The organism is Azonexus sp. MM2026_4, assembly GCF_055901855.1.
The window spans coordinates 4012629-4038706 of sequence record NZ_CM148380.1 but is presented as its reverse complement, the minus strand read 5'-3'; the positions used below and the strand labels follow the sequence as shown (position 1 = coordinate 4038706).

The following is a 26078-nucleotide window of genomic DNA, read 5'->3' as shown; positions in this document are numbered from 1 at the left end:
CAAACAAAGACGGCCCCAGCGGGGCCGTCTGCCAAATGCGGGAGGCTGATTTTACCCGCCAATGCGTCCGAGGATTTCCTGCGCCTCGGCCACCAGGTCGGTCGAGCCTTCGCCGACGACTTCCTGGAGCAGTTCGCGAGCGCCTTCGAGATCGCCCATTTCCTCGTAGGCCTTGGCCAGATCGAGCTTGGTATTGACCTCTTCCCAGTGCGCATCCCTTTCCGGCTCGGCGGCGGCAGCTTCCGCTGCTGCCGGCGCAGCTTGCGGGGCAGGCGGCGGCGCGGAAAGATCGAGGTTGATCGACTCCATGTCGAAATCCGAATTCATCATCGGCTGGCCGAGGAAAACGGAATCGCTGAGTTTGACGTCGAAGTCCATGTCGCCCGCGTCGCCGACATTCGGATTGACCACGGTATTGGTCAGCCCCGGATGATCGATCTCGCCCAGCCCGGCGTCGCCCAACGCAGCGCTGACCGGCTCGAGTTTGTCGGCAGCGCTCGAGGTCGGGGCCGGCTCGATTGCCCGCACCGCGTCGAAGGAGAAATCGCTGGCCGACATCTGGCCGAGTCCGGTGCTGGAAACCACCAGCGTTCCTTCCGGCGAAAAATCGGGAGAGGTCGCTTCATCCGGACCCGCAGCGTCAAAATCGGCACTTTCCGGCAGGTCGATGACATCGAAATCGACAACGAGATCTCCGGTGTCGGCGGCTTTTTCGACGTCAGCCGGCGCAGCCGTATCGGCCGCTGCAGCATCACCGGCGACCAGACCACTGAGGTCGAAATCGAGCGCATCGGCGACGTTTTCACCTGTCACCACGGTATCGACATAGGGTTCAGCCACCGGCGCCGGGATATCTTCCTCCAACGGCGTCACGGCTTCCGTCGAGGTGTCGCCCAGATCGAAATCCAGGCTCATCCCGCCATCGTCTTCCGGCATCGGCGGCTCGACGGCCAGAGACTCGACCATCGGCACGGCAACGGGCTCGGGAAGCGGCGCAGCAACCGGGGCACTGACTGCCGGTGCGGCCTCCTTGACGGCAGGCGCCGCCACCTCGGCAACGGCGGCCTGCGCGGCAGCGGCCGCTGCCGCGGCAACGGCCGCCGAAGAGGCGACCAGCGTCGCATCCGGATCGAAGCCCTTTTCCTTGGCTGCGCCACCGTACAGCGGATTGCCGGGATCGATGCCGGCGCCGAGCGCGGCGACCTTTTCCCATTCCGGCCCCTGGCCACTGGTCAGCGCGTAAAGCTCGCTGGCCAGCGTTTCGAATTGCTTGAGACTGCGCCGACCGGCGTAAATCTCGAGCAGCTTGACGTGAATCGCCAGCCGATTGGGGTCCTTCTGCATCGCTTCGAGCAGGATTTCCTCCGCCTGCGCATCGCGACCATAGGCCATATAGACATCGGCCTCGGCAACCGGATCAACCTCGTCGGTATCGATGGTTCCCGGTCCCGCCTGACTGAAATCGCCGGTGTGCGGCGGCGTGCTGCCGGTATCGACACTCTGGCCGCCGGTCACACCAAACACCGAATTGGGACCGAGACTGGACGGAGTGGGCGCGGCGGTCACCTGGGTGATCGGCCCGACAGTGCTCTTGCGCCGACGGCTGAACAGCCAGCCGGCACCGAGCAGGGCAAGGAGAGCTGCGCCGCCGAGCAGCGGCATCGCACCTTCCAGTTCGCTGGGTTCTTCGACCGGCTCGGTCGGCGGCGGCGCGACCGGCTTCGGCGGCGCCGGCGGTGCCGGTGGCGTCACCGGGGCCGCCGGCTCGGCCGGCTTTTCCTCGACGGGCGCTGCCGGTGCGTTGGCATCGATGACACGCGCCCCGCCTTCAGCGGCAACCGGCGGCGTCGGTGCGACAACCGGTTCGGCAACGACTGGCGTCGGCTCGGGCTTGGCCACCGGTTCGGGCTTGGCGACCGGAGCCGCGGCTGCGGCAGGTTTTTCCAGTTCGGCCAGACGCTGGTTCTTCAATTCGAGCAGCTTCTGCAATTCGCCGATATTGCGTTCCAGTTGCGCCAGACGCGTCTGCGACTCCTGCATCGCCTTTTCCGAGGCGACCCGATCGATCACCGCCGCCGACGGTGCGTCGGCCCGGGAAACCTTGACCTGATCCCGCGTCGCGTCAACAACCGGTGCCTTTTCGTCGATCTTCGGCGTGATCTTGCCGCCACTGCTCTGTCCGGCGGACGCATCCACCTTGGCTGCCGGGGCCGCAACCGCGGCTGCGGCCAGCTTGCGCCGGTAGGCGGCGAAATCGCCGGCGGAAACATAAACCGCCCGCGCTTCCTTCTGCGGAACGGCGGCGACCGTACTTTCCTCGGGCACATTGAGGATGACACCCGACTTCAGACGATTGATGTCCTTGCCGATGAAAGCGTCGCTGTTGCCACGGTACAGGCCGACCAGCATCTGCTCCAGCGACACCGAAGCGTAACGACGCTCGCGCGCGATCTTGACCAGCGTGTCGCCCTTGGCAACCAGATGGGTCTTGTCGTCGCCAGCCTTGGTCGCAGTGCTTTCGGCGGGTTTGTCTTCAACCTTGGGCTTTGCCGGCGAAGCCGGCTTCGGTGTTGCGGCTGCCCCGCCGCGGACGGTTTCCACCACCTTGGCGTCGACCGTGCTGCGCTGCCCGGCCTGCGCCCCGAATTCCGGCGGATCAAGCAGGAAGGTATATTCGCGGACCAGGCGCCCGGCCGGCCAGCTCAGTTCAACCAGGAAATCGAGGAAGGGTTCGTTGACCGGGTGCGCCGAACTCAAGCGCAGCACCGTCTTGCCGTTGCGCCGCTTTTCCACCTTGAACTGCAGGTCACCCAGCGCGGAAGCGTAATCGACACCGGCCTGCTTGAACGCCTCGGGAGGCGCCAGACGCGCCGTCATCCCCTGCAGTTCTTCGCCAGTCGCCGCAATCTCCACCTCGGCCTTCAGCGGTTGCCCCAGGCTGGAGAAGACCGTCAGCCTGCCAAGTCCGGCGGCTTCGGCGAGCGAGGTCGCGAGCGACAATGACGAAGCGACGGCTAGAGCCAGCGCACATTTCTTGAATTTGACAGAATTATTCTCGATCACGACCATGCCCTGAGCGTATGACTTGGGAGAATCAAATTAACATCATGGACTTAGCATTGCAAGCTAAACCCGCTTCTGAGTTACGGACTTTTTGCGTATAGCCAACAAATAAAAAAACGGGGCAAAAGCCCCGTTTTTTGGCAATTCATGCCATATCAGGCGTCGAGCAGAATGCGCAGCATGCGACGCAGCGGCTCGGCGGCACCCCACAGCAACTGGTCGCCGCAGGTGAAGGCGGCCAGGTATTCCGGGCCCATCGCCATCTTGTGCAGACGGCCGACCGGAACCGTCAGCGTGCCGGTGACGGCGGCCGGCGTCAGTTCGCGCTCGGAGATCTCACGATCGTTCGGCACAACCTTCGCCCACGGATTGGCCTTGGCCAGCATGTCGCTGATCTCGTCGAGCGGCACATCCTTCTTCAACTTGATGGTCAACGCCTGGCTGTGACAACGCATGGCGCCGATGCGTACGCACAGGCCGTCGATGGGGATCGAACCGGCGCTACGGAAAGCCGGCTTGCCGAGGATCTTGTTGCATTCGGCTCCGCCCTTCCACTCTTCCTTGGACTGGCCGTTTTCGTAGGGCACGTCGATCCACGGGATCAGCGAACCGGCGAGCGGCGTGTTGCGGAAGTTCTTCTTCGGGAAGGCATCGGAACGAATGGTTTCGGCGACCTTGCGGTCGATGTCGAGAATGGCGGAAGCCGGGTCGGCCAGCAGGTCGGCGACGGACGAATGGATGGCGCCCATCTGGGCAATCAGTTCGCGCATGTTCTGCGCGCCGGCGCCGGAAGCCGCCTGGTAGGTCATCGAGGTCGCCCATTCGATCAGGTCGTTCTGAAACAGGCCGCCGAGGCCCATCAGCATCAGCGATACCGTGCAGTTGCCGCCGATCCAGTTCTTGCCGCCCTTGGCCAGCGCGTCCTTGATCACGTGCATATTGACCGGGTCGAGCACGATCACCGCGTCATCGGCCATGCGCAGCGACGATGCGGCATCGATCCAGTGGCCGTTCCAGCCGGCGGCGCGCAGCTTGGGGAAGACTTCCTTGGTGTAGTCGCCACCCTGACAGGTGATGATGATCTCGCAGGCTTTCAGCGCGTCGATATTGGACGCGTCCTGCAGCGGCAGCGAGGCTTCCTTGCCGCCGAAGGCGGGGGCCTTGCCGCCGGCGGCGGACGTCGAGAAATAGACCGGATCGATGAAGGCGAAATCGCCCTCCTCGACCATGCGCTGCATCAGCACGGAACCGACCATGCCGCGCCAACCGACCAGACCAACCTTCTTCATTTCATCAATCTCCGAATCAAACTTGTACAACGCGCCAGCGCGCGTTTCGTATTACACCAGCGCCGCCAGAACCGCGTCGCCCATTTCCCGGGTGCCGACCTTGGTGGTCCCGCGCTCGTAGATGTCACCGGTGCGGAAACCTTGCGCCAGCACCTTCTTGACCGCATTTTCGACACGCAGCGCCTGCTCCTCCAGACCGAAGGTGTAGCGCAGCAGCATCGCCGCCGACAGGATGGTGGCCAACGGATTGGCCACACCCTTGCCGGCGATGTCCGGCGCCGAACCGTGCGACGGCTCGTAGAGCCCCTTGTTCTTGTCGTCGAGCGAAGCCGACGGCAACATGCCGATCGAGCCGGTGAGCATCGACGCTTCGTCGGAGAGGATGTCGCCGAACATGTTGCCGGTGACCATCACGTCGAACTGCTTGGGCGCCTTGACGAGTTGCATGGCGGCGTTGTCGACCAGCATGTGGCTGAGTTCGACGTCCGGGTAGTCCTTGCTCACTTCGATCATCACATCGCGCCAGAGTTGCGTGCATTCGAGGACGTTCATCTTGTCCACCGAACACAGGCGCTTGTTGCGCTTCTGCGCGGCCTGGAAGGCGACATGGCCGATGCGGCGGATTTCCGACTCGCTATAGACCATGGTGTTGAAGCCGACGCGCTCGCCGTTTTCCTCGCGGATGCCGCGCGGCTGGCCGAAGTAGATGTCGCCGGTCAGTTCGCGGACGATCAGGATGTCGAGCCCGGCGACGACCTCCGCCTTCAGCGTCGAAGCGTTGGCCAGTTCCGGATAGAGGATCGCCGGACGCAGATTGGCGAACAGGTTGAGATCCTTGCGGATGCCGAGCAGGCCGCGTTCCGGGCGTTGCTCGCGGGGCAGGCTGTCCCACTGCGGGCCGCCGACGGCGCCGAGCAGGATGGCGTCGGCGGCGCGCGCCAGCTTCTGCGTCGCCTCCGGGTAGGGATTGCCGGTCGCATCGACGGCGCAGCCGCCGAGCAGCGCCGTTTCCATCTCGAACTTGAGATCGAGCGCCTTGAGCACGCGCACCGCTTCGGCGGTGATTTCCGGACCGATGCCGTCGCCCGGCAGAACACAAATTTTCATGTCGTTTCCTTGTTACGCAAACAGCCAAGGCTGGCTGGCCCGGCGCTTGTCTTCAAAATCGCGGATCTTGTCGGCGTGGCGCAAGGTCAGGCCGATGTCGTCCCAACCGTTGATCAGGCATTCCTTACGGAAGGCGTCGATCTGGAAGGGAATGGCATGGCCGTCCGGGCGCACCACCACTTGCGCCGGCAGGTCGACGACCAGCCGGTAGCCGGTCGTGGACTCGGTCTGACGGAACAGCGCCTCGATTTCGGCCGCCGGCAGGACGATCGGCAGGATGCCGTTCTTGAAGCAGTTGTTGAAGAAGATGTCGGCAAAGCTCTCGGCGACGATCGCCTTGAAGCCGTAGTCGAGCAGCGCCCACGGCGCATGCTCGCGCGAGCTGCCGCAACCGAAGTTGGCGCGGGTGATCAGCACCTCGGCACCCTGATAGCGCGGCTGGTTGAGCACGAAGTTGGGATTCTTCGGGCGCTGCGAGCAATCCTGCCCGGGCTGACCGACATCCATGTAGCGCCATTCGTCGAAGGCGTTCGGGCCGAAGCCGGAACGCTTGATCGACTTCAGGAACTGCTTCGGGATGATCGCGTCGGTATCGACGTTGCTGCGGTCGAGCGGCGCCACCAACCCGTCGAGGCGTACGAACTTGTCCATGAACCTGCCTTACCTTGTCGAACGCTGGATGGCTTCGCCACCCTTTTCGATGTCCTTGCCGATTCCCTGGACGGTGTTGCAGCCCGTTGCGGAAATCAGGCCGGCTACGGCCAACAGCAAAACAATCGCTTTTTTCATCATCGGCTCCTTTCAGAGAATATCGCGGACGTCAGCGAAACGACCGGCTACCGCGGCGGCGGCGGCCATCGCCGGGCTGACCAGATGGGTACGACCGCCGGGACCCTGGCGGCCTTCGAAATTGCGGTTCGAGGTCGAGGCGCAACGCTCGCCCGGTTCCAGACGGTCGGCGTTCATCGCCAGACACATCGAGCAACCCGGCTCGCGCCATTCGAAACCGGCGGCGATGAAGACCTTGTCCAGCCCCTCCGCCTCGGCCTGGCGCTTGACCTGGCCGGAACCCGGCACGGCCAGCGCCAGCTTGACGTTGGCGGCAATGTGGCGACCCTTGAGGACAACGGCCGCCTGACGCAGATCCTCGATCCGCGAGTTGGTGCACGAACCGATGAAGACCTTGTCGACGGCGATGTTCTGGATCGGCGTATTCGGGTTGAGCCCCATGTACTGCAGCGCCCGCTCCATGCCTTCGCGCTTGACCGGATCGGCTTCCTTCGCCGGATCGGGAACGACGGCGTCGATGCCGACCACCATTTCCGGCGACGTACCCCAGGTCACCTGCGGCCGGATCTCTTCCGCCTTCAGCGTGAGCACGCGATCGAACCGGGCGCCCGGGTCGGAATGCAGGGTGCGCCAGTAGGCGACGGCCTTCTCCCAGGTTTCGCCCTGCGGCGAGAACGGCCTGCCCTTCAGGTAGTTGATCGTGGTGTCGTCGACGGCGACGAAGCCCATCCGGGCGCCGCCTTCGATCGCCATGTTGCACAGCGTCATGCGCCCTTCCATCGACAGGCTGCGGATCGCGCTGCCGCCGAATTCGACGGCATAGCCGGTACCGCCAGCGGTACCGATGGCGCCGATGATGGCGAGCGCCACGTCCTTGGCGGTGACGCCCTTGCCCAGGCGACCCTCGACGGCGATCAGCATGGTCTTCGACTTCTTCTGCACCAGGCACTGCGTCGCCATCACGTGCTCGACCTCGGAGGTACCGATACCATGCGCCAGGCAGGCGAAGGCACCGTGCGTCGAGGTGTGCGAATCGCCGCAGACGACGGTCATACCCGGCAACGTGGCGCCGTTTTCCGGGCCGACGACGTGCAGGATGCCCATCCGCGGGTCCTTGAACGGGAAGTAGGCGAGCGCGCCGACCTCGCGGATGTTGGCGTCGAGCGTCTCGACCTGCAGGCGGGAGATCGGGTCCTTGATCCCCTCCTCCCAGTGGTCGGTCGGCGTGTTGTGATCCGGCGTCGACACAATGGAAGAAACCCGCCACGGCTTGCGTCCGGCCAGCTTCAGGCCCTCGAAGGCCTGCGGACTGGTGACTTCGTGGACCAGGTGACGATCGATATAGAGGAGGGCCGTTCCATCCGCTTCCTGATGGACGACGTGATTCTCCCAGAGCTTGTCGTAAAGTGTCTTCGACATGGAACCTGAAGTTGTGCGGTAAAGCCTTGGATTATTGCACAGGATCGGCGGTTTTTTCCCGCCCGGCGCCGACGGCGGCTGCGTCGGCGGCGACCCAGCGATAAATCAGCAGCCAGCCGGCGAGCGCGAACGCCGCGCCCAGCGAAAAACTCCAGCCGGCCCCCCAGTCATCCCAGGTGCGCCCGCTGATCAAGGCGCCGAGCAACCCGCCGGCGCCGAAGGAAAGGCTGGAGTACAAGGCCTGGCCGCGGCCCTGCGACTTGCCGGGAAACCACTGGGTAATGGCGGCGATCGCCGAGGCGTGGTAGGCGCCGAAAGTCAGCCCGTGCAGCAACTGGGCGAAGATCATCGCCGCCGCCGACTCGACCGCCCAGCCCATGATCAGGAAGCGCAGGACGGCCGCGGCGAAACTGACGAGCAGGATGTCGCGCAGCGAAAAGCGCCGGGTCAGCCGCGGCATCAGCAGGAAGACACCGATCTCGGCGAGCACGCCGAGCGACCAGAGAAGGCCGACCGCGGTCTTGGCGTAGCCGTGGCCACTGAGGTGGATCGAGTAGAAGACGTAGAAGGCGCCGTGCGCCGCCGACATCGCGAAACAGGCGCCAAGCAGCGCCAGCACCTTGGGCTGGCGCAGGATGCTGCCGATCGGCGGCGACTCGACCGTTACCGGATGCGCCGGCGCCTCCGGCAGGATCAGCGCAAAACCGAGGATGCCGGCGAGGATCAGCGTGCACACCCAGAGCACGCCGACCGGCGCCACGATATCGAGCAGCGCACCGGTGCTCATCACAGCAACGATGAAGCCGATCGACCCCCACAGGCGAATGCGGCCGTAGCGCCCGCGCTCCTCGCGCAGATGGTCGAAGGTCAGCATCTCGACCAGCGGCAACGCACCGCTCCAGAAGAAAGCGAGGATCGCCATCGCCAGCAGCATGCCGGGCAGGCGATCGAGCCAGAAGAAAGCGGCGAATCCCGCCAGGCCGACCATGCCGGCAAGGCGGATGATCAACATGCGGTGGCCGAAGTGGTCGGCCACCCAGCCCCAGAGGTTGGGACCGAACAGGCGCATCAACTGCATCTGCGACATCAGCAGGCCGATGTCCCAGGCGGAAAACCCGCGCGCCTGCAGGTAAAGCCCGAAATACGGGGAAAACGCGCCGATGAAGGCGAAATAGAAGAAATAGTAGCCCGCCAGGGGCCAGCGGGGCGGAACCTGCATCCGACCTCCGGATCAGCGCCGGCGGCGGGCGGGTGCCGCCTTATTTCGCCGACTGCTGGCCGGCACGGTAGGCGAGCAGCAAATGGTAGAGCTCATCCTTGAGCTTGACCCGCTGCTTCTTCATGTCCTCGAAAGTGAAATCGGCGACCGGCATGTCGTGCTCTTCAAGGTTCTCGACCTTGCCGGTGAGGCGGTGGTAGCTGTCGTGGAGCCGGGAAAAATGCGCATTACCCGCCTTCAGCACGGCGATCGCGTCGGCGAATTCGGGAAATTCCTGGTGAAGATCGTGATGTTCAACCTGCATGATGCTCTCCTCATGACGCAGCGCCCGCCGTCGGCGGGCATTCGAAAAACTCAGCCGACGCGGCCCGCCAGGCGCGGCGTCGCACAGACCACGTCGCCGCACTGCGCCCGGTGGCGCAGGGCGTGATCGATCAGCACCAGCGCCAGCATCGCCTCGGCGATCGGTGTCGCCCGGATGCCGACACAGGGATCGTGCCGCCCCTGCGTCGCCACCTCGACCGCGTTGCCGTCGACGTCGACCGAACGGCGCGCCTGGGCAATCGACGAAGTCGGCTTGATCGCCATGTTGACGACGATCTGCTGGCCGGTTGAAATGCCGCCGAGAATGCCGCCGGCGTGGTTGCTGGCGAAGCCCTGCGGCGTCATCTCGTCGCCGTGCTCGCTGCCCTTCTGGGCAACCGACGCGAAACCGGCGCCAACTTCGACTCCTTTGACCGCGTTGATGCCCATCATCGCGTAGGCGATCTCGGCATCGAGCCGGTCGAACACCGGCTCGCCCCAGCCCGGCGGCACGCCGTCGGCGGTGACGGTGATCTGCGCGCCGACCGAATCGAGCGACTTGCGCAACTCGTCCATGTAGCTTTCCAGCGTCGGCACGAGCGCGGCATTGGGCGCGAAGAAGGCATTGCCGTCGATCTCGTCGGCGCTGACGAAGGGAATCTCGATCGGCCCGAGGGCGCTCATCCAGCCGCGGATGCTGACGCCGTAGCGCTCCTTCAGCCACTTGCGGGCAATCGCCCCGGCGGCGACGCGAACCGCCGTTTCGCGCGCCGACGAACGGCCGCCGCCACGATAATCGCGGAAACCGTACTTCTGGGTATACGTGTAGTCGGCGTGCCCGGGACGGAAGGTCGTCGCGATGTTGCCGTAATCCTTGCTGCGCTGGTCCTGGTTGCGGATCAGCAGGGCAATCGGCGTGCCCGTGGTCTTGCCTTCGAAGACGCCGGACAGGATCTCGACGGTGTCCGGCTCGCGCCGCTGCGTCACGTGGCGCGACGTGCCCGGCTTGCGCCGGTCGAGTTCGGCCTGGATGTCGGCCTCACACAAGGCCAGCCCGGGCGGGCAGCCGTTGACGACGCAGCCGATCGCCGGACCATGCGACTCGCCGAACGAAGTCACCGTGAAAAGGGTGCCGAAAGTGTTGCCGGACATGAGATCACACCAGTTTGCGGAGGGCGGATTCTAGCATGCACCGCGCCCCGCTTCGCCGCTCAGGAACGCGCCTCTTCCGGCCAGTTCTTGATGTAGTTCTTGAGCAGGGTGTTCTCCAGCGTCTGCTCCTCGAGCACCGCCTTGGCGACGTCGAGGAAGGAAATGACGCCGAGCAACTGCCCCTGGTCGAGCACCGGCAGATAGCGCGAGTGCTTTTCGATCATCAGGCGGCGCAGCGGATTGGCTTCCATGTCGGGAAAGGCCGTCACCGGATCGGCGACCATGAAGTCGCGCACCTGCAGTTCGGGATTGCCCGCCTGCATCGCCTTGATCACTTCGCGGAAGGTGACGATGCCGACCATCCGCCCCTCATCCATGACCACCAGCGATCCGACATCCAGTTCAGCCATGGCGTCGATGACCGCCGACAGCTTCTGCCCCGGCGTCGTGGTGTAGAGGGCACCGCCCTTCACCCGGAGTATTTCCCTGACCAGCATGCTTTCTCCTTGGCGCCGCTACGCGGCTGTTGCGACGATCTTAGATCAGGCCGGACGATTCGCAAAGCGGCGTCGCCAGCGCCCTTTCGCTCCCCTGCCACGCCTCCCGGAATTCATGCCAAACGAAAGCGACAGACTATCGACGTCTTTAACAAAATTTATGGCTTTGCCACTTGCCGAACGTCATAGTTGCCTATACACTTTGACATATGACCTAAGTAATACCCCAGCAGGACAGGTCAATATGATTATTTTTATCGCATTAGGAGAGAATCCATGACTTCCGTCAAAACCATCGAAAAAATCGACGCCCGTGAAATCCGCCGCAAGCTCGGCCTCAACCAGCAGCAATTCTGGTCTGCCCTGGGCGTCACCCAGAGCGGTGGCTCCCGCTACGAGAGCGGCCGCAACATGCCGCGCCCGGTCCGCGAACTGCTGCGCCTGGTGCACGTCGAACAGATCGACATCCGCAACATCAAGCGCGACGACTGGGAAGTTGTCGAATACCTGAAGGCGCAGGAACCGGAGCTGTTCAAGTCGCTGAAGAAGTCGGCGCGTAGCCACGCCAAGAAAGCTGCCTGATTGCACCGCCCGGCGGGCGGAAAATCAACAACGGGGCTCAGGGTGAAACGATCACCCTGAGCCCCGTTTCTTTTTCGATGGTCGCCGCCACTTCGCGCAACGCGGCCTCCGGCAACGCGGCCAGGCGCGGCGCCGCCGGCTGTTGCGAAGGACGTGCCAGACCATAGAGATGGACCCCGGCCAGCCGCTCGGCGAGCGGCGCCAGCAGCGCGCAGTAGGCGGCCAGCGAGGCGGCGTCCGGCGCCTGGCCGTCGAGCGCGAACCAGCAGGTCTGCACCCAGGTCGGCGCCAGCGCGGCGCAGACTTCCAGGTTGCGCGCCGCTTTTTCCGGCGCCCAGGCGACACCGTTGATCGCGGCGACCTCGACGGCCGTCGCCCGATCCAGCTTGAACCAGACCTCGCCGCCGGCCTCGCCCAACTGGCGGATGCCATCCTGCACCGCCGGCCGGTGCAGCAGGCTGCCATTGGTGATCAGGCGCAGCGGCACGCGCAGGCAGAAACGGCCGAGCACTTGCGCCACCCGCGCCACGGCGTCGGCGAATTCCGGCGCCGAGGTCGGCTCGCCGTTGCCGGAAAAGGCGACATCGACCAGCCGGCGCGCCGTCTCCGGCACCTGGCGGCGCATGAAATCGCCGTTGATCGCATCGTCGAGAAAGCCCGCCAACTCAGCCTCGAGCCGGTCGAGTTCGAGCGGCGGCGGAGCGCCGCGGCTCAGGCCTTCGACCTGGCAATAGACGCAGGCCCAGTTGCAGGCGTTGTTCGGATTGAGATTGATGCCGACCGAGACGCCGCCGGCACGCCGGGAAATCACGGGATAAACGTAGCGGAGGCCGGCACTGTCGCGGCGGTGGTCGTCGGTTCGCAGCATGGGGGCATTGTATAATCAGCCCCCGTCTTGGCGAACCCTAATCCCAAATGTTGATCACCCGCCGCCTGGAATTCGACGCAGGCCACCGCATCCCCGACCACAAGAGCCAGTGCCGCCACCTGCACGGCCACCGCTACGCGATCGAAATCACCCTTTCCGGCAACATCATCGACAAGGCCGGCGACGCTGCCAACGGCATGGTGATGGACTTCTCGCAGGTCAAGGAACTGGCGATGACCCATCTGGTCGGCCGCTGGGACCACGCTTTCCTGGTGTACGAAGGCGACCGCACCATCGTCGATTTCCTGGCCGGCATCCCGGACCACAAGACGGTCGTCCTCGACCGCGTGCCGACCGCCGAGAACCTTGCCCGCCTCGCTTTCGACTGCCTCGACGCGGTGTACCGCGACACCTACGGCAACCACCTGCGGCTCGAACAGGTGCGCCTCTACGAAACCCCCAATTGCTGGGCCGACGCCACCCGGCAAGCGCGCGATTGACTTCCCCGGCCCGCCACGGCACGGCGCTGGTCCTGACCGGCGGCGGCGCCCGGGCGGCCTACCAGGTCGGCGTTCTCACCGCGGTCGCCAAGCTTGCCGGCCGGCAGCGCCGTCACAATCCCTTTCCCATCGTCTGCGGCACTTCGGCCGGCGCCATCAACGCCGTCGGGCTGGCCTGCCAGGCTGAACATTTCGGCCGGGCGACGACCACCCTGGCGCGTTTCTGGCGCGACCTGCGCGCCGCCGACATCTATCGCAGCGACGCGCTCGGCGTCGGTGCCGCCGGCGCCCGCTGGCTGGGCGCGCTGGCGTTCGGCTGGCTGGTCGGCCGGGCGCCGCGCTCGCTACTCGACAACGCGCCGCTCGCCACCCTGCTCGGGCGCAGCATGGACTTCGCCGGCATCGAACGCGCGATCGCCAGCGGCGCCCTGCGTGCCATCAGCATTTCGGCGTCCGGTTACGAATCGGGCGAGAACATCAATTTCTTCCAGGCGCATCCTGACGCCGCCCCCTGGCACCGCTTCCAGCGCATCGGCGTGCGCACGCAGCTCGGCGTCGAACACCTGCTGGCGTCGAGCGCGATTCCCTTCATCTTTCCGGCGACGCGGATCAACCGCGAGTATTTCGGCGACGGCTCGATGCGCCAGCTGGCACCGCTGTCGCCGGCCATCCACCTGGGCGCCGAACGGCTGCTGGTGGTCGGCGCGACGCGCGGCAATGAAAAACGCGAGCGCCGCCAGGTCGACGACTATCCTTCGCTGGCGCAGATTGCCGGGCACGCGCTGTCGAGCATCTTCGTCGATGGGCTGGCCGTCGACATCGAACGCATCCAGCGCATCAACCGCACCGTCTCGGCGATCCCGGAAGCGCAGCGGGCAGAGGCCGGCATTGCACTGCGGCCGATCGACACGCTGATCATCTCGCCGTCGGAAAGCCTCGACCGCATCGCCGCCGAGCACGCCGACGCCCTGCCCTGGCCGATCCGCCTGCTGCTCGGCGGGATCGGCGCGATGAACCGGCAGGGCGGCGCGCTGACCAGCTACCTGCTGTTCGAGAAGCCGTTCACGCGCAAGCTGATCGAACTCGGCCACGCCGACACGCTGGCGCGTGCCGACGAGGTCGGTCGCTTCCTCGACCTCTGACTCAGGCGCTGGCCTCGACCAGACGGCGGGCGCGGACACCGGCGGCCAGACGCTCGAGAACGAGCAGGCTGTCGTCCCAGTTGAGACAGGCATCGGTGACGCTCTGACCGTAGGTCAGCGGCTGACCCGGCACGATGTCCTGGCGCCCCTCGATCAGGTGCGACTCGACCATGACCCCGACGATGCGCTCCTCGCCGGCCGTCAATTGGGCGGCAACGCTGTCGCAGACTTCCATCTGCAGCTTGTATTGCTTGCGGCTGTTGCCGTGCGAGAAATCGACCATCAGCCGCGCCGCCAGGCCGGCCTTGGCGATTTCCCGGCAGGCCGCGTCCACGCTGGCGGCGTCGTAGTTGGGTTCCTTGCCGCCGCGCAGGATGACGTGGCAGTCCTCGTTGCCCATCGTCGACACGATCGCGGTATGGCCGGACTTGGTCACCGACAGGAAATGGTGCGGCGAATTGGCCGAGCGGATGGCATCGACCGCGATCCGCATGTTGCCGTCGGTGCCGTTCTTGAAACCGACCGGGCAGGACAGCCCGGAAGCCAGCTCGCGGTGCACCTGCGATTCGGTGGTGCGGGCGCCGATGGCGCCCCAGGCGATCAGGTCGGCGGTGTATTGCGGCGTGATCGTGTCGAGGAATTCGGTCGCGCAGGGCAGGCCGAGCTCGTTCACTTCGAGCAGGATGCGCCGCGCCAGACGGATGCCTTCGTTGATGCGGAAGGTGTTGTCGAGGCGCGGATCGTTGATCAGGCCTTTCCAGCCGACCGTGGTGCGCGGCTTCTCGAAATAGACGCGCATGACGACGATCAGGTCGTCGGCGTACTTGTCGGCCTCGCGGGCCAGCCGCTTGGCGTACTCCATCGCCGCGTCGTAATCGTGGATCGAACAGGGACCGATCACCACCAGCAGGCGGTCGTCGGCGCCGTGCAGGACGCGGTGGATGGCCTGGCGGGCGGTATAGGTGGCCTGCGCGGCGCGCCCCGAGGCCGGGTATTCGCGGAAAACGTGGGCCGGCGGCACCAGTTCCTTGATTTCCCGGATCCGCACGTCGTCGGTGACCGGCTTGCCTGCTGTCGTCGTGTTCGCTGCCATTTGCTGCACCATCCATCAATCGCCGAAACCGGCCATTCTACCGGAAGGCGGCGGACGAAATCGATGGTGGGCGATTCAGGGCAGTTGCGTCAGGTAATGCGTCAGGGCGACGATATCGTCGTCCTTGAGCACCGAGGTGGCGATCGCCATCAGCTTGTCGTTGCGTACACCGGTGCCGTCGCGGTAGAGGGTGATGGCGCGCTGCAGGTAGGGACGCTGCTGCCCGGCCAGCCGGGGATAGAGTTCGTGCCCGCGCGCCTCGGCACCGTGGCAGCGCACGCAGAGCTTGTCGAACAGCACCTTGCCGCGCGCCGCCAGCGCCGGATCGGACTTGTTCGGCGGCACCTTGATGCTGGCGTAGTAGAGGGTGATCTGCGCCCGTTCCTCGTCGTTGAGCACCTTGATCAGCCCCTGCATGAACGGGTCCTTGCGCTCGCCGGTGCCGAACTTGCGAATCTGCTCGAGCAGGTAGGCCGGGTGCTGGCCGGCCAGGTTGGGAACGTCGCCGGTCTTGGCGATGCCGTTGTCGCCGTGGCAGTTGGCGCAGAAGAAACTGGCCTTGCCGCCCGCCGCCACCGCCGCCTGCAGCGCCGCCGGATCGGCCTGCAGGGCCTTCATGCGCTGGTGCGCCGGCGTCTGCGCGAACAAGGCACCACTCGCTACCAGACCTGCCAAGAACAGGATCGCGCGCATCTATCGACTCCCTTTATCAGCGACTAGCCGTAATTATGCCGTTCCGCCTACGGTCAGTCCATCGATTCGCAGCGTCGGCTGACCAACGCCGACCGGCACGCTCTGCCCTTCCTTGCCGCAGGTACCGACGCCGGGGTCGAGTTTGAGGTCGTTGCCGATCATCGAGACGCGGGTCATCGCCTCCGGCCCGTTGCCGATCAGCGTCGCCCCCTTGATCGGCCGCGTCACCTTGCCGTCCTCGATCAGGTAGGCCTCGCTCATCGAGAAAACGAACTTGCCGCTGGTGATGTCGACCTGGCCGCCGCCGAAGTTGGCGGCGTAGATGCCCTTCTTGACCGAGGCGATGATTTCCTGCGGATCGTGGCTGCCGGCCAGCATCATGGTGTTGGTCATGCGCGGCAGCGGCAGGTGGGCGAAGGATTCGCGGCGCCCGTTGCCGGTCGGGGCGACGCCCATCAGGCGGGCGTTCAGGCTGTCCTGCATGTAGCCCTTGAGGATGCCGTCCTCGATCAGCACGGTGCGCTGCGACGGGTTGCCCTCGTCGTCGATGTTGAGCGAACCGCGCCGGTCGGCGATGGTGCCGTCGTCGATCACGGTGACGCCCTTGGCGGCGACGCGCTCGCCGATGCGCCCGGCAAAGGTCGAACTGCCCTTGCGGTTGAAATCGCCTTCCAAGCCGTGGCCGACCGCTTCGTGGAGCAGGATGCCGGGCCAGCCGGCGCCGAGGACGACGGTCATCTGGCCGGCCGGCGCCGGCTCGGCCTTGAGGTTGGTCACCGCCTGGTGCACCGCCTCCTGGGCGTAGCGTTGCAGCACGGTGTCGTCGAAATAGCCGAAGTCGAAGCGACCGCCGCCGCCCGACGCGCCCTGCTCGCGCTTGCCGTTTTCCTCGACGATGACCGAGATCGAACAGCGCACCAGCGGCCGGATGTCGGCGGCCAGGCGGCCGTCGGAGCCGGCGACCAGGATCACCTCGTACTCGCCGGCGAGCGAGGCATTGACCTGCAGCACGCGCGGATCGAGCGCCCGGGCAAAGCCTTCCAGGCGTTCGAGCAGCTTGACCTTGGCCTCGGCCGGCAGCGAAGCGAGCGGGTCGTTCGGCAGGTAGAGCGCGCGCGTCCCGGCCGACGCGCGCAACGCCGGCAGCGCGCCGGACTGGCCGGCGGCGGCGATGGCGCGCACCGCGCTGGCAGCGTCGCCCAATGCGGCGGCGCTGATGTCGTCGGAGTAGGCGAAGGCAGTCTTCTCGCCGGACAGGGCGCGCACGCCGACGCCCTGGTCGATGTTGAAACTGCCCGATTTGACGATGCCTTCGTCGAGGCTCCAGGCCTCGGAACGCGAATACTGGAAGTAGAGGTCGGCGTAATCGACCTGGTGCGTCAGGATCTGCCCGAAGGTCCGCGACAGGTCGGCCTCGCTCAGGGAGAACGGCGTCAGCAGCAGGGATTCGGCTTGCGCCAGCGCGTTGGAGTGGCTCATGGAACTTCCTTATAGTTTGCGGTGGGCGAGCGCCGGCAGGCTCTCGCGAACGTCGGCGATGCGTTGGTGGTCGAGGTCGGCGATGACGACGCCCGGCCCCTTCTGCTTGCGGTCGAGAATCTCGCCCCAGGGATCGACGATCATGCTGTTGCCGTGGGTCAGGCGACCGTTCTCGTGGCGGCCGCCCTGGCCGACCGCGAGCAGGTAGCACTGGTTTTCGATGGCGCGGGCGCGGAGCAGGATTTCCCAGTGCGCGCGGCCGGTCGTTTCGGTGAACGCCGCCGGCACCAGGATCAGGTCGACCGGGGCGAGGCTGCGGTAAAGCTCGGGAAAGCGCAGGTCGTAGCAGATCGACAGGGCGATGCGACCGAACGGCGTGGTCACGGCGACCGGCGTCTCGCCGGCTTCGATGAAGGCGGCTTCGTCGTAGGCTTCGTCGCCCTTCCTGAAGCCGAACAGGTGGATCTTGTCGTAGCGGGCGACGCATTCGCCCTGCGGATTGAAGACCAGGCTGCTGTTCAGCATCCGGTCGGGCATGCTCGCCGTCAGCGGGATCGACCCGGCCACCAGCCACAGGCCGTGGCGTTGCGCCGTCTGCGCCAGCCAGTCCTGTACCGGGCCGCGGCCGAAATCCTCGCGCGCCCGCACGCGGTCGGCGTCGGCGGCGCCGATGATCGGGAAGTACTCGGGCAGCACGGCCAGTTGCGCGCCCTGCGCCGCCGCCTCGTCGACCAGGCGGCCGGCCGCAGTCAGGTTGTCGCCGACGCGCGGGCCGGAGACCATCTGCAAGGCGGCGATGCGGCAATTCTGCGGGGTCATGGTTTCTGCTCCTGGGGGGCGGGGGCTGGCGTTTCCGTCTTGCCGGCCTTGTCGACCAGCGGATCGCTCCAGTTGCCGGTCACATGATAGCGGTAGCTGAAGAACTGGTTGAGCGGACTCTTCAACACCGTGTTGGCAACCAGCGCCGCCGCGCCGGCGACCGGATTGACCAGGGTTGCGGCACCGATCGCCAGGCCGCTCATTTCCGGCCGGACGACGACCATCAGGTCCTGGGTCTCGTGCTGCAGGTCGGTGCTGCCCTCGATCGCCACCTGCACCGCCGGCCCACTGATGTTGAGCGGCTCGACGGTCTTCATGACGCCGCCGGCGACGGCCAGCTTGCCTTCGATGCTGTCGAAGGCCAGGCCTTCGCTGAAGAGATCGCGGAAATCCAGGGTCAGGCGGCGCGGCAGCGATTGCAGCGAGATCAGGCCGAGCAGGCGGCCGACGCCGGGTTCGAGCTTGTTGAACTGACCCTTTTCCGCCTTGACGTCGAGTTCGCCGCTCAGGCTCGGGTAATGCATCGAGGTCAGCGCGCCATCCCAGCGCAGACTGCCGGCCAGCCGCGCCTTGCCCTGGCGGACGGCGTTGGCGTAGCCGAGCCGGGTCAGCAGTTTGCCGCTGTCGAGGGCGGTCAGCTCGAAATCGAGGTCGGTACGCTGCCGGGCGCCGCGCGTCCACCGGCCGCTGCCGCTCAGTTCGCCATCCGGGTTGCGCAGGCGCAGTTTTTCCAGCAGCCAGGAACCGCGCAGGTTGCGGGCGCGCAGTTCGAGGTGGCCGAGCGATTTCTTGCCCAGCCAGAGGTCGTCGACTTCGAGATTCATGCCGGGCAGCGAATCGATGACGCTGCTTTCGCCAGCGGCCGGACCGCCGCTTTCCGGCTGCGCCAGGCGCAGGTGGCGGAAACGCCCCTCGATCCAGCCGTCGTCGGCGCCGCGCCAGGTCAGCTCGCCGGCCGCCTCGGGCGCCTGCAGCGAGATACGCCAGGCGGACCCCTGCGGCGCGACGCGCAGGTCGATGTCACGGTAATCGCTGCCGAACAGGTGCAGTTGCGGCGTCTTGACGCTGACTTCGGCGAGCGCCAGTCCGCCGTCGCCGTTGCTGCCGCCGTTGCTGCCGCCGTTGCCACCGTTCTTGCCCAGGCTGAGGAAGGTGCGCCAGGCATCGCCGTCGAGGCGCGGTGCGGCGACGCGCACCACCAGCCCCTGCGGCGGCAGGCTGGCATCACCGCTACCGACCGCGAAAACGCCCTGCATCCATTTGCCGTCCCGACGGACGACGGTGCCACGGCCGATGTCGCCGAGCGTGATGCGGTACTGCTCGCTGCCGGCGCTCGGCGCGCTGCGCTCGATACGCAGCGGCAGGCGGGCGGTCGCCGTCTTGTTCAGCGGATCGGGCAGCGGCGAGCTGATGCCGACGAGGTCGGAAGTCACCAGCACGTAGGCGTTGCGCTTCTGGATCGCGATATCGGCCTTCCACGGCGTACTGCCCGCCAACTGGTCGACCAGCGGCCAGCCGAAGTGGCTGGCGACTTCGCCGATCGCCGCGCTGCCGGCCGCCGACACCAGGACCTTGCCGCCCTCGCTGCCGACCTTGACGCGCAGCGGCCCGCCAAAGCCGCGACCGGTGATCTCGCTGGCCGCCACCGACTTGTCGGTGAGGTCGAGACGGCCGTTGACCTGGCCGATCATCGGCAGGCCATCGACCAGGTGTACCTGGTTGTCGTGGAAGTGGTAGCTGCCGCGCATCCGGGTTTCCAGCGCCCGGCGCAGCGGAATGTCGAGTTCGAGGTCGAGGCGGCCGTTGCCGACGGCGCGCATGCCCTCGGTGAAGTGGTCGATCGACGCCGCCACCGGACTGCGCTCGATGAACTCCAGGAAGGCGGCGGTCGGCCCGCTGGCGGCACCGCGCACCAGCAACATCTCGTCATGGACGTCGAAGTCCGGGATGGTCACCGCGACGTTGCCCAGGCTGGCGCCGAGGATGCGGCCGGCGCTGGCATTGACGCGCATGCCGTAATCGAAGGCCATGTCGGCTTCGATGCCGTCGATCGTCGGCCAGCCGTCGGCGTAGTCGACGCGGGCGTTGCTCGCCTTGGCGGTGACCAGGAACTTGCCGGTCGCCGGGTCGCGGAAGGGGAAGTCGCGCAGGTTGCCCTTCAGCACCAGGCGGGCGTCGTGCGCCGTGCCGCCGACGATGCCGCGTCTCAGCCAGGCGCGGGCCTCGGCATTGACGGCGTGCGGCATGTAGCGCCAGACGGCGCTGCCGTCGGCGCGGCTGATGCTCGCCTGGAGGTCGATCGCGCCCGGTCCGTCGCCACTGTAGCGATAAGTGCCGTGGGCGTTGCCGGTGGCGTCGGCGCCGGAAAAGTCGAGCCGTTCGATGTCCACTTGCACACCGCCGGCATCCTGGGTCCAGCCGACCCGCGCCTTGAACAAATCGAAGGCGATGTCCGGCTCGGGAAACACCGCCGGCAGCGAGACACCGGAAGCGCCGGCGTCGATGTTCAGGCGGCCGCCCTTCTCGTTGAGATCGATGCTGCCGGCCAGGCCGCGGGCGCCCGGAAAATAGCTTTCGGCACGCACGCCGAGACCGGCGAAGCGGGCGGCCAGCGCATAGCGCGCCAGGCTTTCGCCCTGCAGGCCCCAGCTCGTGCGCAGCTCGCTGATCTGCCCCTGCGGCGCGTAGGCCTGGAGCAACTCGCGGGTCCGCGCGTCGAGCGGCAGGTAGGCGGCGAGCCGGGAAAGCAGCGCGAGGTCGAGCAGGTTCGCCCGGAAATTACCGTTGACCGACGACTCGGCCTGCCGCCAGTCGAGCTGGAAATCCGTCGGCGCCAGCCGGATGCCCTCGCTGGTCTGCAATTCCAGCTGACGGGCGGCGACCGACCAGGCGGCCTTGGCGTAAGTGGCGGTGACCCGGCCGCGCAGGCGATCGAGGTCGAGCGCCGGCAACTTGCGGCCGAGGCGGATGCGCAGTTCCTGCAGCGCCAGGTCGGCGGTCAGCCGGCCCTCGCCTTCTTCGATCTCGCCCCACAGGCGCACGCCGCCACGGCCGTGCGGCAGATCGACCGGGTAGTCGAACCAGGGCCGCCAGCCGGCCAGATCGGCGTATTCGAGTTCGAGGTAGAGATTGCCGGCGTAACGCTCGAGCGCGTCGTGCAGGTCGCCGTCGATCTCGCCACGCAGGTCGATGCGCGCCGCCAGCTCGGCCGGCGGCACCGCCGACAGGCCGAAGCGATGGTGCTGCCCACGGTTGTCGAGGCCGAACTGGAGATCCTCGAGGATCAGCGGCGGCGCGCCGCGCAGGGCATCTTCCCAGACGATGGTGGCGTCGTGGATGCGGATACGTTTCTGTTCGAGCACCCATTCGGCAAAGGCCGGATCGCTATCGCCGGCGGATTCGATGCCGGCAACGCTGATCCGGCCGTCGCTGGCGCGGCGCACATGCAACACCGGGTGATCGAAGGAAAGCAGCGCCAGCACCGGGCGCAGACGCCACAGGCTGTGCCAGGAGAGGACGGCGTCGACCCGCTGCAGCGAGAAGCTCGGCGAGCCGTCGGCAGCGAGCAGCGAAACGCCGTCGAGCACCAGTTCCGGGTTGAGACCGCGCCAGTGCGCGGCGATGTTGCCGATGCGCACATCCTGGCCGATCGCCCGGCCGGCGAGACGCTCGATATCGGCGCGATAGTCGGTGATCGACGGCAACACGGCAAAGCGCAACAGCAAGACCAGGGCCACGAACAGCAGCCAGCCGGCGACCAGCAGCCAGCCGGCGACGCGCAGCGCGGACGCGACCAAAGGCCGGCCGAGCAGGGCGCGCAGGCCGTGCAGCCGGTAGTACAGCCCCTGGTGGATCAATCGGGCGGCAGTGGATTCGGGTTGGCCGGACGGATTAATCAAACGTCGCGTCGCTTTGCCAGATGCGGTCGGAGGTCACTACAATCGGATAAATTGAATTGAGGGCGTATTCTACCTTTTCGCCCCGTTGCCGACAGAACCACATGGACACCCTCCCCGACCCCCGCTGGCAGGCCGCCCTGGCCCACAGCCGCTACCTGAGCAACCTCTTCCAGGCACGCCCGGCACTGCTTCCCGAACTGGCGGCGAGCTGGCTGCAACCGCTCGACGAAGCCCTGCTGACGGCGCCGCTGGCCCAGGATTTCGCCGACGACGAGGCGCTCAAGTCGGCATTGCGGCGCTTGCGTCACCGGGCGATGGCCCACCTCATGCTGCGCGACCTGTGCGGGCTGGCACCGCTGGCCGAAGTCGTCGAAAGCATGACCCTGCTCGCCGACGTCACCACCAACTTCGCCCTCGCCCACTACCATCGCCAGCTTGCCGCCAGCTACGGCGAGCCGCTCGACAGCGCGGGCCGGCCGCAGCGCCTGCTGGTGATCGGCATGGGCAAGCTCGGCGGGCGCGAGCTCAACGTTTCCTCCGACGTCGATTACATCTTCATCTACCCCGAGGACGGCGACACCGCCGGTCCGAAATCGATCGAGAACTACGATTTCTTCACCCGCCTCGGCAAGCGCCTGATCCAGGCGCTCGGCGACATCACCGCCGACGGCCAGGTCTTCCGCGTCGACATGCGCCTGCGCCCGAACGGCGATTCCGGGCCGCTGGTCTGCTCGCTCGACTCGCTGGAAAACTACTTCATCACCCAGGGCCGCGAGTGGGAACGCTACGCCTGGATCAAGGGCCGGACGATGAATACCGGCGCCAACCTGCAACCGGAATGGGTCGAGGCGATGCAGAAGATCGGCCGCCCCTTCGTCTTCCGCAAGTACCTCGACTTCGGCGCGATCAACGCGATGCGCGACCTGCACGCGCAAATCCGCCGCGAAGTCGCGCGCAAGGACATGGCCGACCACATCAAGCTCGGCCCCGGCGGCATCCGCGAAATCGAGTTCATGGCCCAGGTGTTCCAGTTGATCCGCGGCGGCCGCGACCCGGCGCTGCAGATCCGGCCGACGCTATCGGTACTCGCCCTGCTCGTCGAACGCCAGTTGCTGCCGGCCGACAGCGAACGCGAGCTGCGCGAGGCCTACGTCTTCCTGCGCCGCCTCGAACACCGGCTGCAGTATGTCGAGGACGCCCAGACGCACATGCTGCCGGTCGATCCGGCGGAGCGGCAGAAGATCGCCCGGAGCATGGATTTCGCCGACTGGCCGGCGCTGCTCGAGGTACTTAACGGGCACCGCGGCCGGGTCAGCCGCCACTTCGAGGCCGTCTTCTCCGACCCGGAAGCCGGCGAACATCCGCTGACCGGGCTCTGGCAGGGCCAGCTCGACGACGACACCGCGCTCGAAGCCTTCGGCAACCTCGGTTTCCGCCGACCGACCGACGCCATCGCCCGCCTCGGCGACCTGCGCGCCTCCAGCCGCTACCAGCAACTGCCGGCCACCAACCGGCAGCGGCTCGACGCCGTCGGCCCACGCCTGATCGAGGCCGCCGGCCAGACCTCCGACCCGGACACGACGCTGGTGCGCGGCATCGCCTTCCTCGAAGGCATCGCCCGCCGCGGTTCCTACCTGGCGCTGCTGCAGCAGTATCCGCTGGCCCTGAAGCGCGTCGCCGACATGGTCTGCGCCTCGACCTGGGCAAGCGACTACCTGAACCGCCACCCGCTGCTCCTCGACGAACTGCTCGATCCCCGGCTCTACGAGATCGCCACCGACTGGACCGGATTCCGTGACCTGCTGCGCCGCAACCTGGCCGACCACGCCGGCGACACCGAACGCGAGATGGACATCCTGCGCGAGATGCACCACGCCCAGGTGTTCCGCCTGCTGGCCCAGGATCTCTCCGGCCTGCAGACGATCGAATCGCTGTCCGATCACCTGACCGAACTGGCCGACAGCATCGTCCAGGAAACCCTGCCGCTGGTGTGGACCAAGATCAAGAAACGGCACTGCGAGACGCCGCAATTCGCAGTCATCGGCTACGGCAAGATGGGCGGCAAGGAACTCGGCTACGCCTCCGACCTCGACCTCGTCTACCTCTACGACGACAGCGACCCCGACGCCCAGGAAAATTACACCCGCCTTGGCCAACGCCTCAACACCTGGCTGTCCAGCCAGACGCCGGCCGGCATCCTGTTCGAAACCGATCTGCGCCTGCGCCCGAACGGCGACGCCGGCCTGCTTGCGGTGACCGTCGATGCCTTCCGCGACTACCAGCTCAAGCATGCCTGGACCTGGGAACATCAGGCGTTGACCCGGGCGCGTTTCTGCGCCGGCGACAATGAAGTGGGCGCTCGCTTCGAAGCCATCCGCTGCGAAATCCTGCGCCAGCCGCGCGACCTTGCCAAGCTGCGCGACGAGGTCGTCGCCATGCGCCAGAAGATGTACGACGCGCACGCCTCGAAAAGCGCCGAGATGTTCGGCCTCAAGCACGACCCGGGCGGCATCATCGACGTCGAATTCATCGTCCAGTACCTGGTCCTCGGCCACGCCCACCGGCACTGCGAACTGACCGGCAACCTGGGCAACATCGCGCTGCTGCGCATTGCCGGCGAGTTGGGTCTGATCGATCCGGCACTGGCACTGGCCGCCGGCAACGCCTACCGCGAATACCGCCGCCTGCAGCACGCCCGCCGGCTCTCGGCGACGCCGAAGGCACCGGTGCCGCGCGAGCAGGTGGAAAAGCACATCGCCGCCGTCGATGCCCTGTGGCGGGCGGTGTTCGGCGCCCGCGACGGCACCGGATGAAAAACGGCGGCCTCTCGGCCGCCGTCATCGATCAAGCGCTCAGCGCTCGTGGTCGGTCGGAAAACCGCCGGAACGATCACTCGTATCGCGCCGCAATTCCCGACGCCTTTCCTCGCGCGTCGCCTCGCGGCCACCATACGCCGGCGCCCGTGATTCATTGCCTCGGCCTCGGTCAGGACGCGCATCCGGAGCGGAGTGCTGTACCGGCGGCGGGCCGGCGCGGTCGGGCCCCGGGCGACCATCATCACGACCGCGCGGCGACTGCCCCGGCCAATGTCGGTCATCACGGCGGTCGTCACGGCGATCATCCCGACGGTCGTCACGGCGATCGAAACGTCTGTCGTCTCGCCTGTCGTCGCGCCGATCATCGAAATCGCGCCGGGGCGGCGGTACCACATGCGGCGGCGGCGCCCCACGATGCGGCGGACCGGCTTCCCAACGCCCTTCGTGCATGCGCCAGCGACGTCCATCCTGGACCCAGCGCGGCTGTACCCAGACATGCCCCGGTCGCGGTTCAACCCAGCGCCCCGGCACCCAGACATGCTGCCGACCGCCCCAGGACCAGTAGCCGGTAATCCAGACATGCCCCGGGTAGGGGGCGTATCCCGGGTACTCGACGCGCGGCGGCGGTGGCGGCGCGACGATCACTTCGTCGTCGTAATAAGGATCGGCCGGCACCACGGCGCAAGCGCCGAGCAGACTGCCGAGCAGCGCGATGAAGATGAGCTTGCGCTTCATGTTTTTCTCTCCGGTGGTGTTGTCATGCTGACATTAACGGCCAGCGGGGGCCGCCAGTGGACCGAATTAACAGTTGCTTACGATTACTTGCATTCGCCCCCTGCCGCCGCTACAAAAAAGGCCGCCTGGCGGCGGCCCCGGGCGTGGGTGTCGCGAACGCTTACTTGCGCAGCGAATCGCGGATCTCGCGCAGCAGGACGACATCTTCCGGCGTCGGCGGCGGTTCGGCCGGCACTGGCGCCGCGTCTTCCTTGCGCAAGCGGTTCATCTGCTTGACGATCATGAAGATGATGAAGGCCAGGATGATGAAATTGACCAGGATGGTGAAGAAGGAACCGTAGGCGAAGACCGGGATGCCGGCCTTTTTCAGTTCGGCCAGGGTGGCCAGGTTTTCCGGGTTGTCGCCGAGGACGACGAACAGGTTGGAGAAATCGAGCTTGCCGACGACCATGCTGACCAGCGGCATGATCAGGTCGCCGACCACCGAATCGACGATCTTGCCGAAGGCGGCGCCGATGATGACGCCAACCGCGAGATCCATCGCGTTGCCCTTGACGGCGAATTCCTTGAACTCCTGCAACATGCCCATGCACTTCCCCTTTCCGGTGTGTTGT

General features: G+C 66.4%; 22 protein-coding genes. 4 read left to right on the top strand and 18 right to left on the bottom strand.

Annotation, left to right across the window (positions count from 1 at the left end; all coding sequences use genetic code 11):
- Positions 1-51 precede the first annotated feature (51 nt).
- The 10 genes from AC0KWY_RS19090 to AC0KWY_RS19045 all read right to left on the bottom strand — a co-directional run bounded on the left by AC0KWY_RS19090 (position 52) and on the right by AC0KWY_RS19045 (position 10838).
- Positions 52-3000: a motility hub landmark protein FimV gene (locus AC0KWY_RS19090; protein WP_474027070.1), complete on the bottom strand. Its 2949-nt coding sequence runs from the start codon at positions 2998-3000 to the stop codon at positions 52-54.
- A 218-nt stretch (positions 3001-3218) separates the two neighbouring features.
- Positions 3219-4352: an aspartate-semialdehyde dehydrogenase gene (asd, locus tag AC0KWY_RS19085; RefSeq protein ID WP_474027069.1), complete on the bottom strand. Its 1134-nt coding sequence runs from the start codon at positions 4350-4352 to the stop codon at positions 3219-3221.
- 51 nt (positions 4353-4403) lie between these two features.
- Positions 4404-5459: a 3-isopropylmalate dehydrogenase gene (gene leuB, locus AC0KWY_RS19080; RefSeq protein ID WP_474027067.1), complete on the bottom strand. Its 1056-nt coding sequence runs from the start codon at positions 5457-5459 to the stop codon at positions 4404-4406.
- Positions 5460-5471: 12 nt separating this feature from the next.
- Positions 5472-6110 carry a 3-isopropylmalate dehydratase small subunit gene (gene leuD, locus AC0KWY_RS19075; protein ID WP_474027066.1) on the bottom strand — a complete coding sequence of 213 codons (639 nt, stop codon included), beginning with the start codon at positions 6108-6110 and terminating at the stop codon, positions 5472-5474.
- 9 nt (positions 6111-6119) lie between these two features.
- Positions 6120-6248 carry an entericidin A/B family lipoprotein gene (locus tag AC0KWY_RS19070; RefSeq protein ID WP_474027065.1) on the bottom strand — a complete coding sequence of 43 codons (129 nt, stop codon included), beginning with the start codon at positions 6246-6248 and terminating at the stop codon, positions 6120-6122.
- Between the two features lie 12 nt (positions 6249-6260).
- On the bottom strand, positions 6261-7667 hold the full coding sequence (leuC, locus tag AC0KWY_RS19065) for a 3-isopropylmalate dehydratase large subunit (RefSeq protein WP_474027064.1): 1407 nt from the start codon (positions 7665-7667) through the stop codon (positions 6261-6263).
- A gap of 31 nt (positions 7668-7698) precedes the next feature.
- Positions 7699-8886 (bottom strand): MFS transporter, encoded by a 1188-nt coding sequence (locus tag AC0KWY_RS19060; RefSeq protein WP_474027063.1) that lies wholly within the window; start codon positions 8884-8886, stop codon positions 7699-7701.
- Positions 8887-8926: 40 nt separating this feature from the next.
- Complete coding sequence (locus AC0KWY_RS19055; protein ID WP_474027062.1) at positions 8927-9190, bottom strand: YdcH family protein; 264 nt, start codon at positions 9188-9190, stop codon at positions 8927-8929.
- Between the two features lie 50 nt (positions 9191-9240).
- A complete protein-coding gene (gene aroC, locus AC0KWY_RS19050; RefSeq protein ID WP_474027061.1) occupies positions 9241-10341 on the bottom strand; it encodes a chorismate synthase in 1101 nt (366 codons plus the stop codon).
- A gap of 59 nt (positions 10342-10400) precedes the next feature.
- On the bottom strand, positions 10401-10838 hold the full coding sequence (locus AC0KWY_RS19045) for a CBS domain-containing protein (protein WP_474027060.1): 438 nt from the start codon (positions 10836-10838) through the stop codon (positions 10401-10403).
- Between the two features lie 276 nt (positions 10839-11114).
- Between AC0KWY_RS19045 and AC0KWY_RS19040 the strand changes: the two genes are divergently transcribed.
- Positions 11115-11420 (top strand): helix-turn-helix domain-containing protein, encoded by a 306-nt coding sequence (locus AC0KWY_RS19040; protein ID WP_374323826.1) that lies wholly within the window; start codon positions 11115-11117, stop codon positions 11418-11420.
- A gap of 37 nt (positions 11421-11457) precedes the next feature.
- Here the strand turns inward: AC0KWY_RS19040 and AC0KWY_RS19035 are convergent, their stop codons facing one another.
- Positions 11458-12288 (bottom strand): radical SAM protein, encoded by an 831-nt coding sequence (locus AC0KWY_RS19035; protein WP_474027059.1) that lies wholly within the window; start codon positions 12286-12288, stop codon positions 11458-11460.
- 47 nt (positions 12289-12335) lie between these two features.
- Here AC0KWY_RS19035 and queD point away from each other — a divergent pair, with 47 nt between their 5' ends.
- Together queD and AC0KWY_RS19025 are read left to right on the top strand one after the other, a co-directional pair.
- The gene (queD, locus tag AC0KWY_RS19030; protein ID WP_474027058.1) at positions 12336-12788 is read left to right on the top strand and encodes a 6-carboxytetrahydropterin synthase QueD; all 453 of its coding nucleotides are present in this window, start codon (positions 12336-12338) and stop codon (positions 12786-12788) included.
- Positions 12785-13930 carry a patatin-like phospholipase family protein gene (locus tag AC0KWY_RS19025; RefSeq protein ID WP_474027057.1) on the top strand — a complete coding sequence of 382 codons (1146 nt, stop codon included), beginning with the start codon at positions 12785-12787 and terminating at the stop codon, positions 13928-13930. The genes queD and AC0KWY_RS19025 overlap by 4 nt, the downstream gene beginning before the upstream one ends.
- Before the next feature lies 1 nt (position 13931).
- Here the strand turns inward: AC0KWY_RS19025 and aroG are convergent, their stop codons facing one another.
- The 5 genes from aroG to AC0KWY_RS19000 form a co-directional block, all read right to left on the bottom strand.
- Entirely contained in the window at positions 13932-15023 is a 1092-nt protein-coding gene (aroG, locus tag AC0KWY_RS19020; protein ID WP_474027056.1) for a 3-deoxy-7-phosphoheptulonate synthase AroG, read from the bottom strand.
- 75 nt (positions 15024-15098) lie between these two features.
- Positions 15099-15716 carry a c-type cytochrome gene (locus AC0KWY_RS19015; protein WP_474027055.1) on the bottom strand — a complete coding sequence of 206 codons (618 nt, stop codon included), beginning with the start codon at positions 15714-15716 and terminating at the stop codon, positions 15099-15101.
- Between the two features lie 33 nt (positions 15717-15749).
- The gene (tldD, locus tag AC0KWY_RS19010; RefSeq protein ID WP_474027054.1) at positions 15750-17195 is read right to left on the bottom strand and encodes a metalloprotease TldD; all 1446 of its coding nucleotides are present in this window, start codon (positions 17193-17195) and stop codon (positions 15750-15752) included.
- Positions 17196-17204: 9 nt separating this feature from the next.
- On the bottom strand, positions 17205-18014 hold the full coding sequence (locus AC0KWY_RS19005) for a carbon-nitrogen hydrolase family protein (protein ID WP_474027053.1): 810 nt from the start codon (positions 18012-18014) through the stop codon (positions 17205-17207).
- Positions 18011-21913 carry a YhdP family protein gene (locus tag AC0KWY_RS19000; protein ID WP_474027052.1) on the bottom strand — a complete coding sequence of 1301 codons (3903 nt, stop codon included), beginning with the start codon at positions 21911-21913 and terminating at the stop codon, positions 18011-18013. Before AC0KWY_RS19000 ends, AC0KWY_RS19005 begins: the two co-directional genes overlap by 4 nt.
- Positions 21914-22014: 101 nt before the next feature.
- On the opposite strand from AC0KWY_RS19000, the gene glnE reads away from it, so the two are divergent.
- A complete protein-coding gene (gene glnE, locus AC0KWY_RS18995) occupies positions 22015-24726 on the top strand; it encodes a bifunctional [glutamate--ammonia ligase]-adenylyl-L-tyrosine phosphorylase/[glutamate--ammonia-ligase] adenylyltransferase (protein WP_474027051.1) in 2712 nt (903 codons plus the stop codon).
- Between the two features lie 39 nt (positions 24727-24765).
- On the opposite strand, the gene AC0KWY_RS18990 is transcribed toward glnE, so the two are convergent.
- A complete protein-coding gene (locus AC0KWY_RS18990; RefSeq protein WP_474027049.1) occupies positions 24766-25464 on the bottom strand; it encodes a YXWGXW repeat-containing protein in 699 nt (232 codons plus the stop codon).
- 160 nt (positions 25465-25624) lie between these two features.
- On the bottom strand, positions 25625-26053 hold the full coding sequence (mscL, locus tag AC0KWY_RS18985) for a large conductance mechanosensitive channel protein MscL (protein WP_474027048.1): 429 nt from the start codon (positions 26051-26053) through the stop codon (positions 25625-25627).
- Positions 26054-26078: the final 25 nt, after the last annotated feature.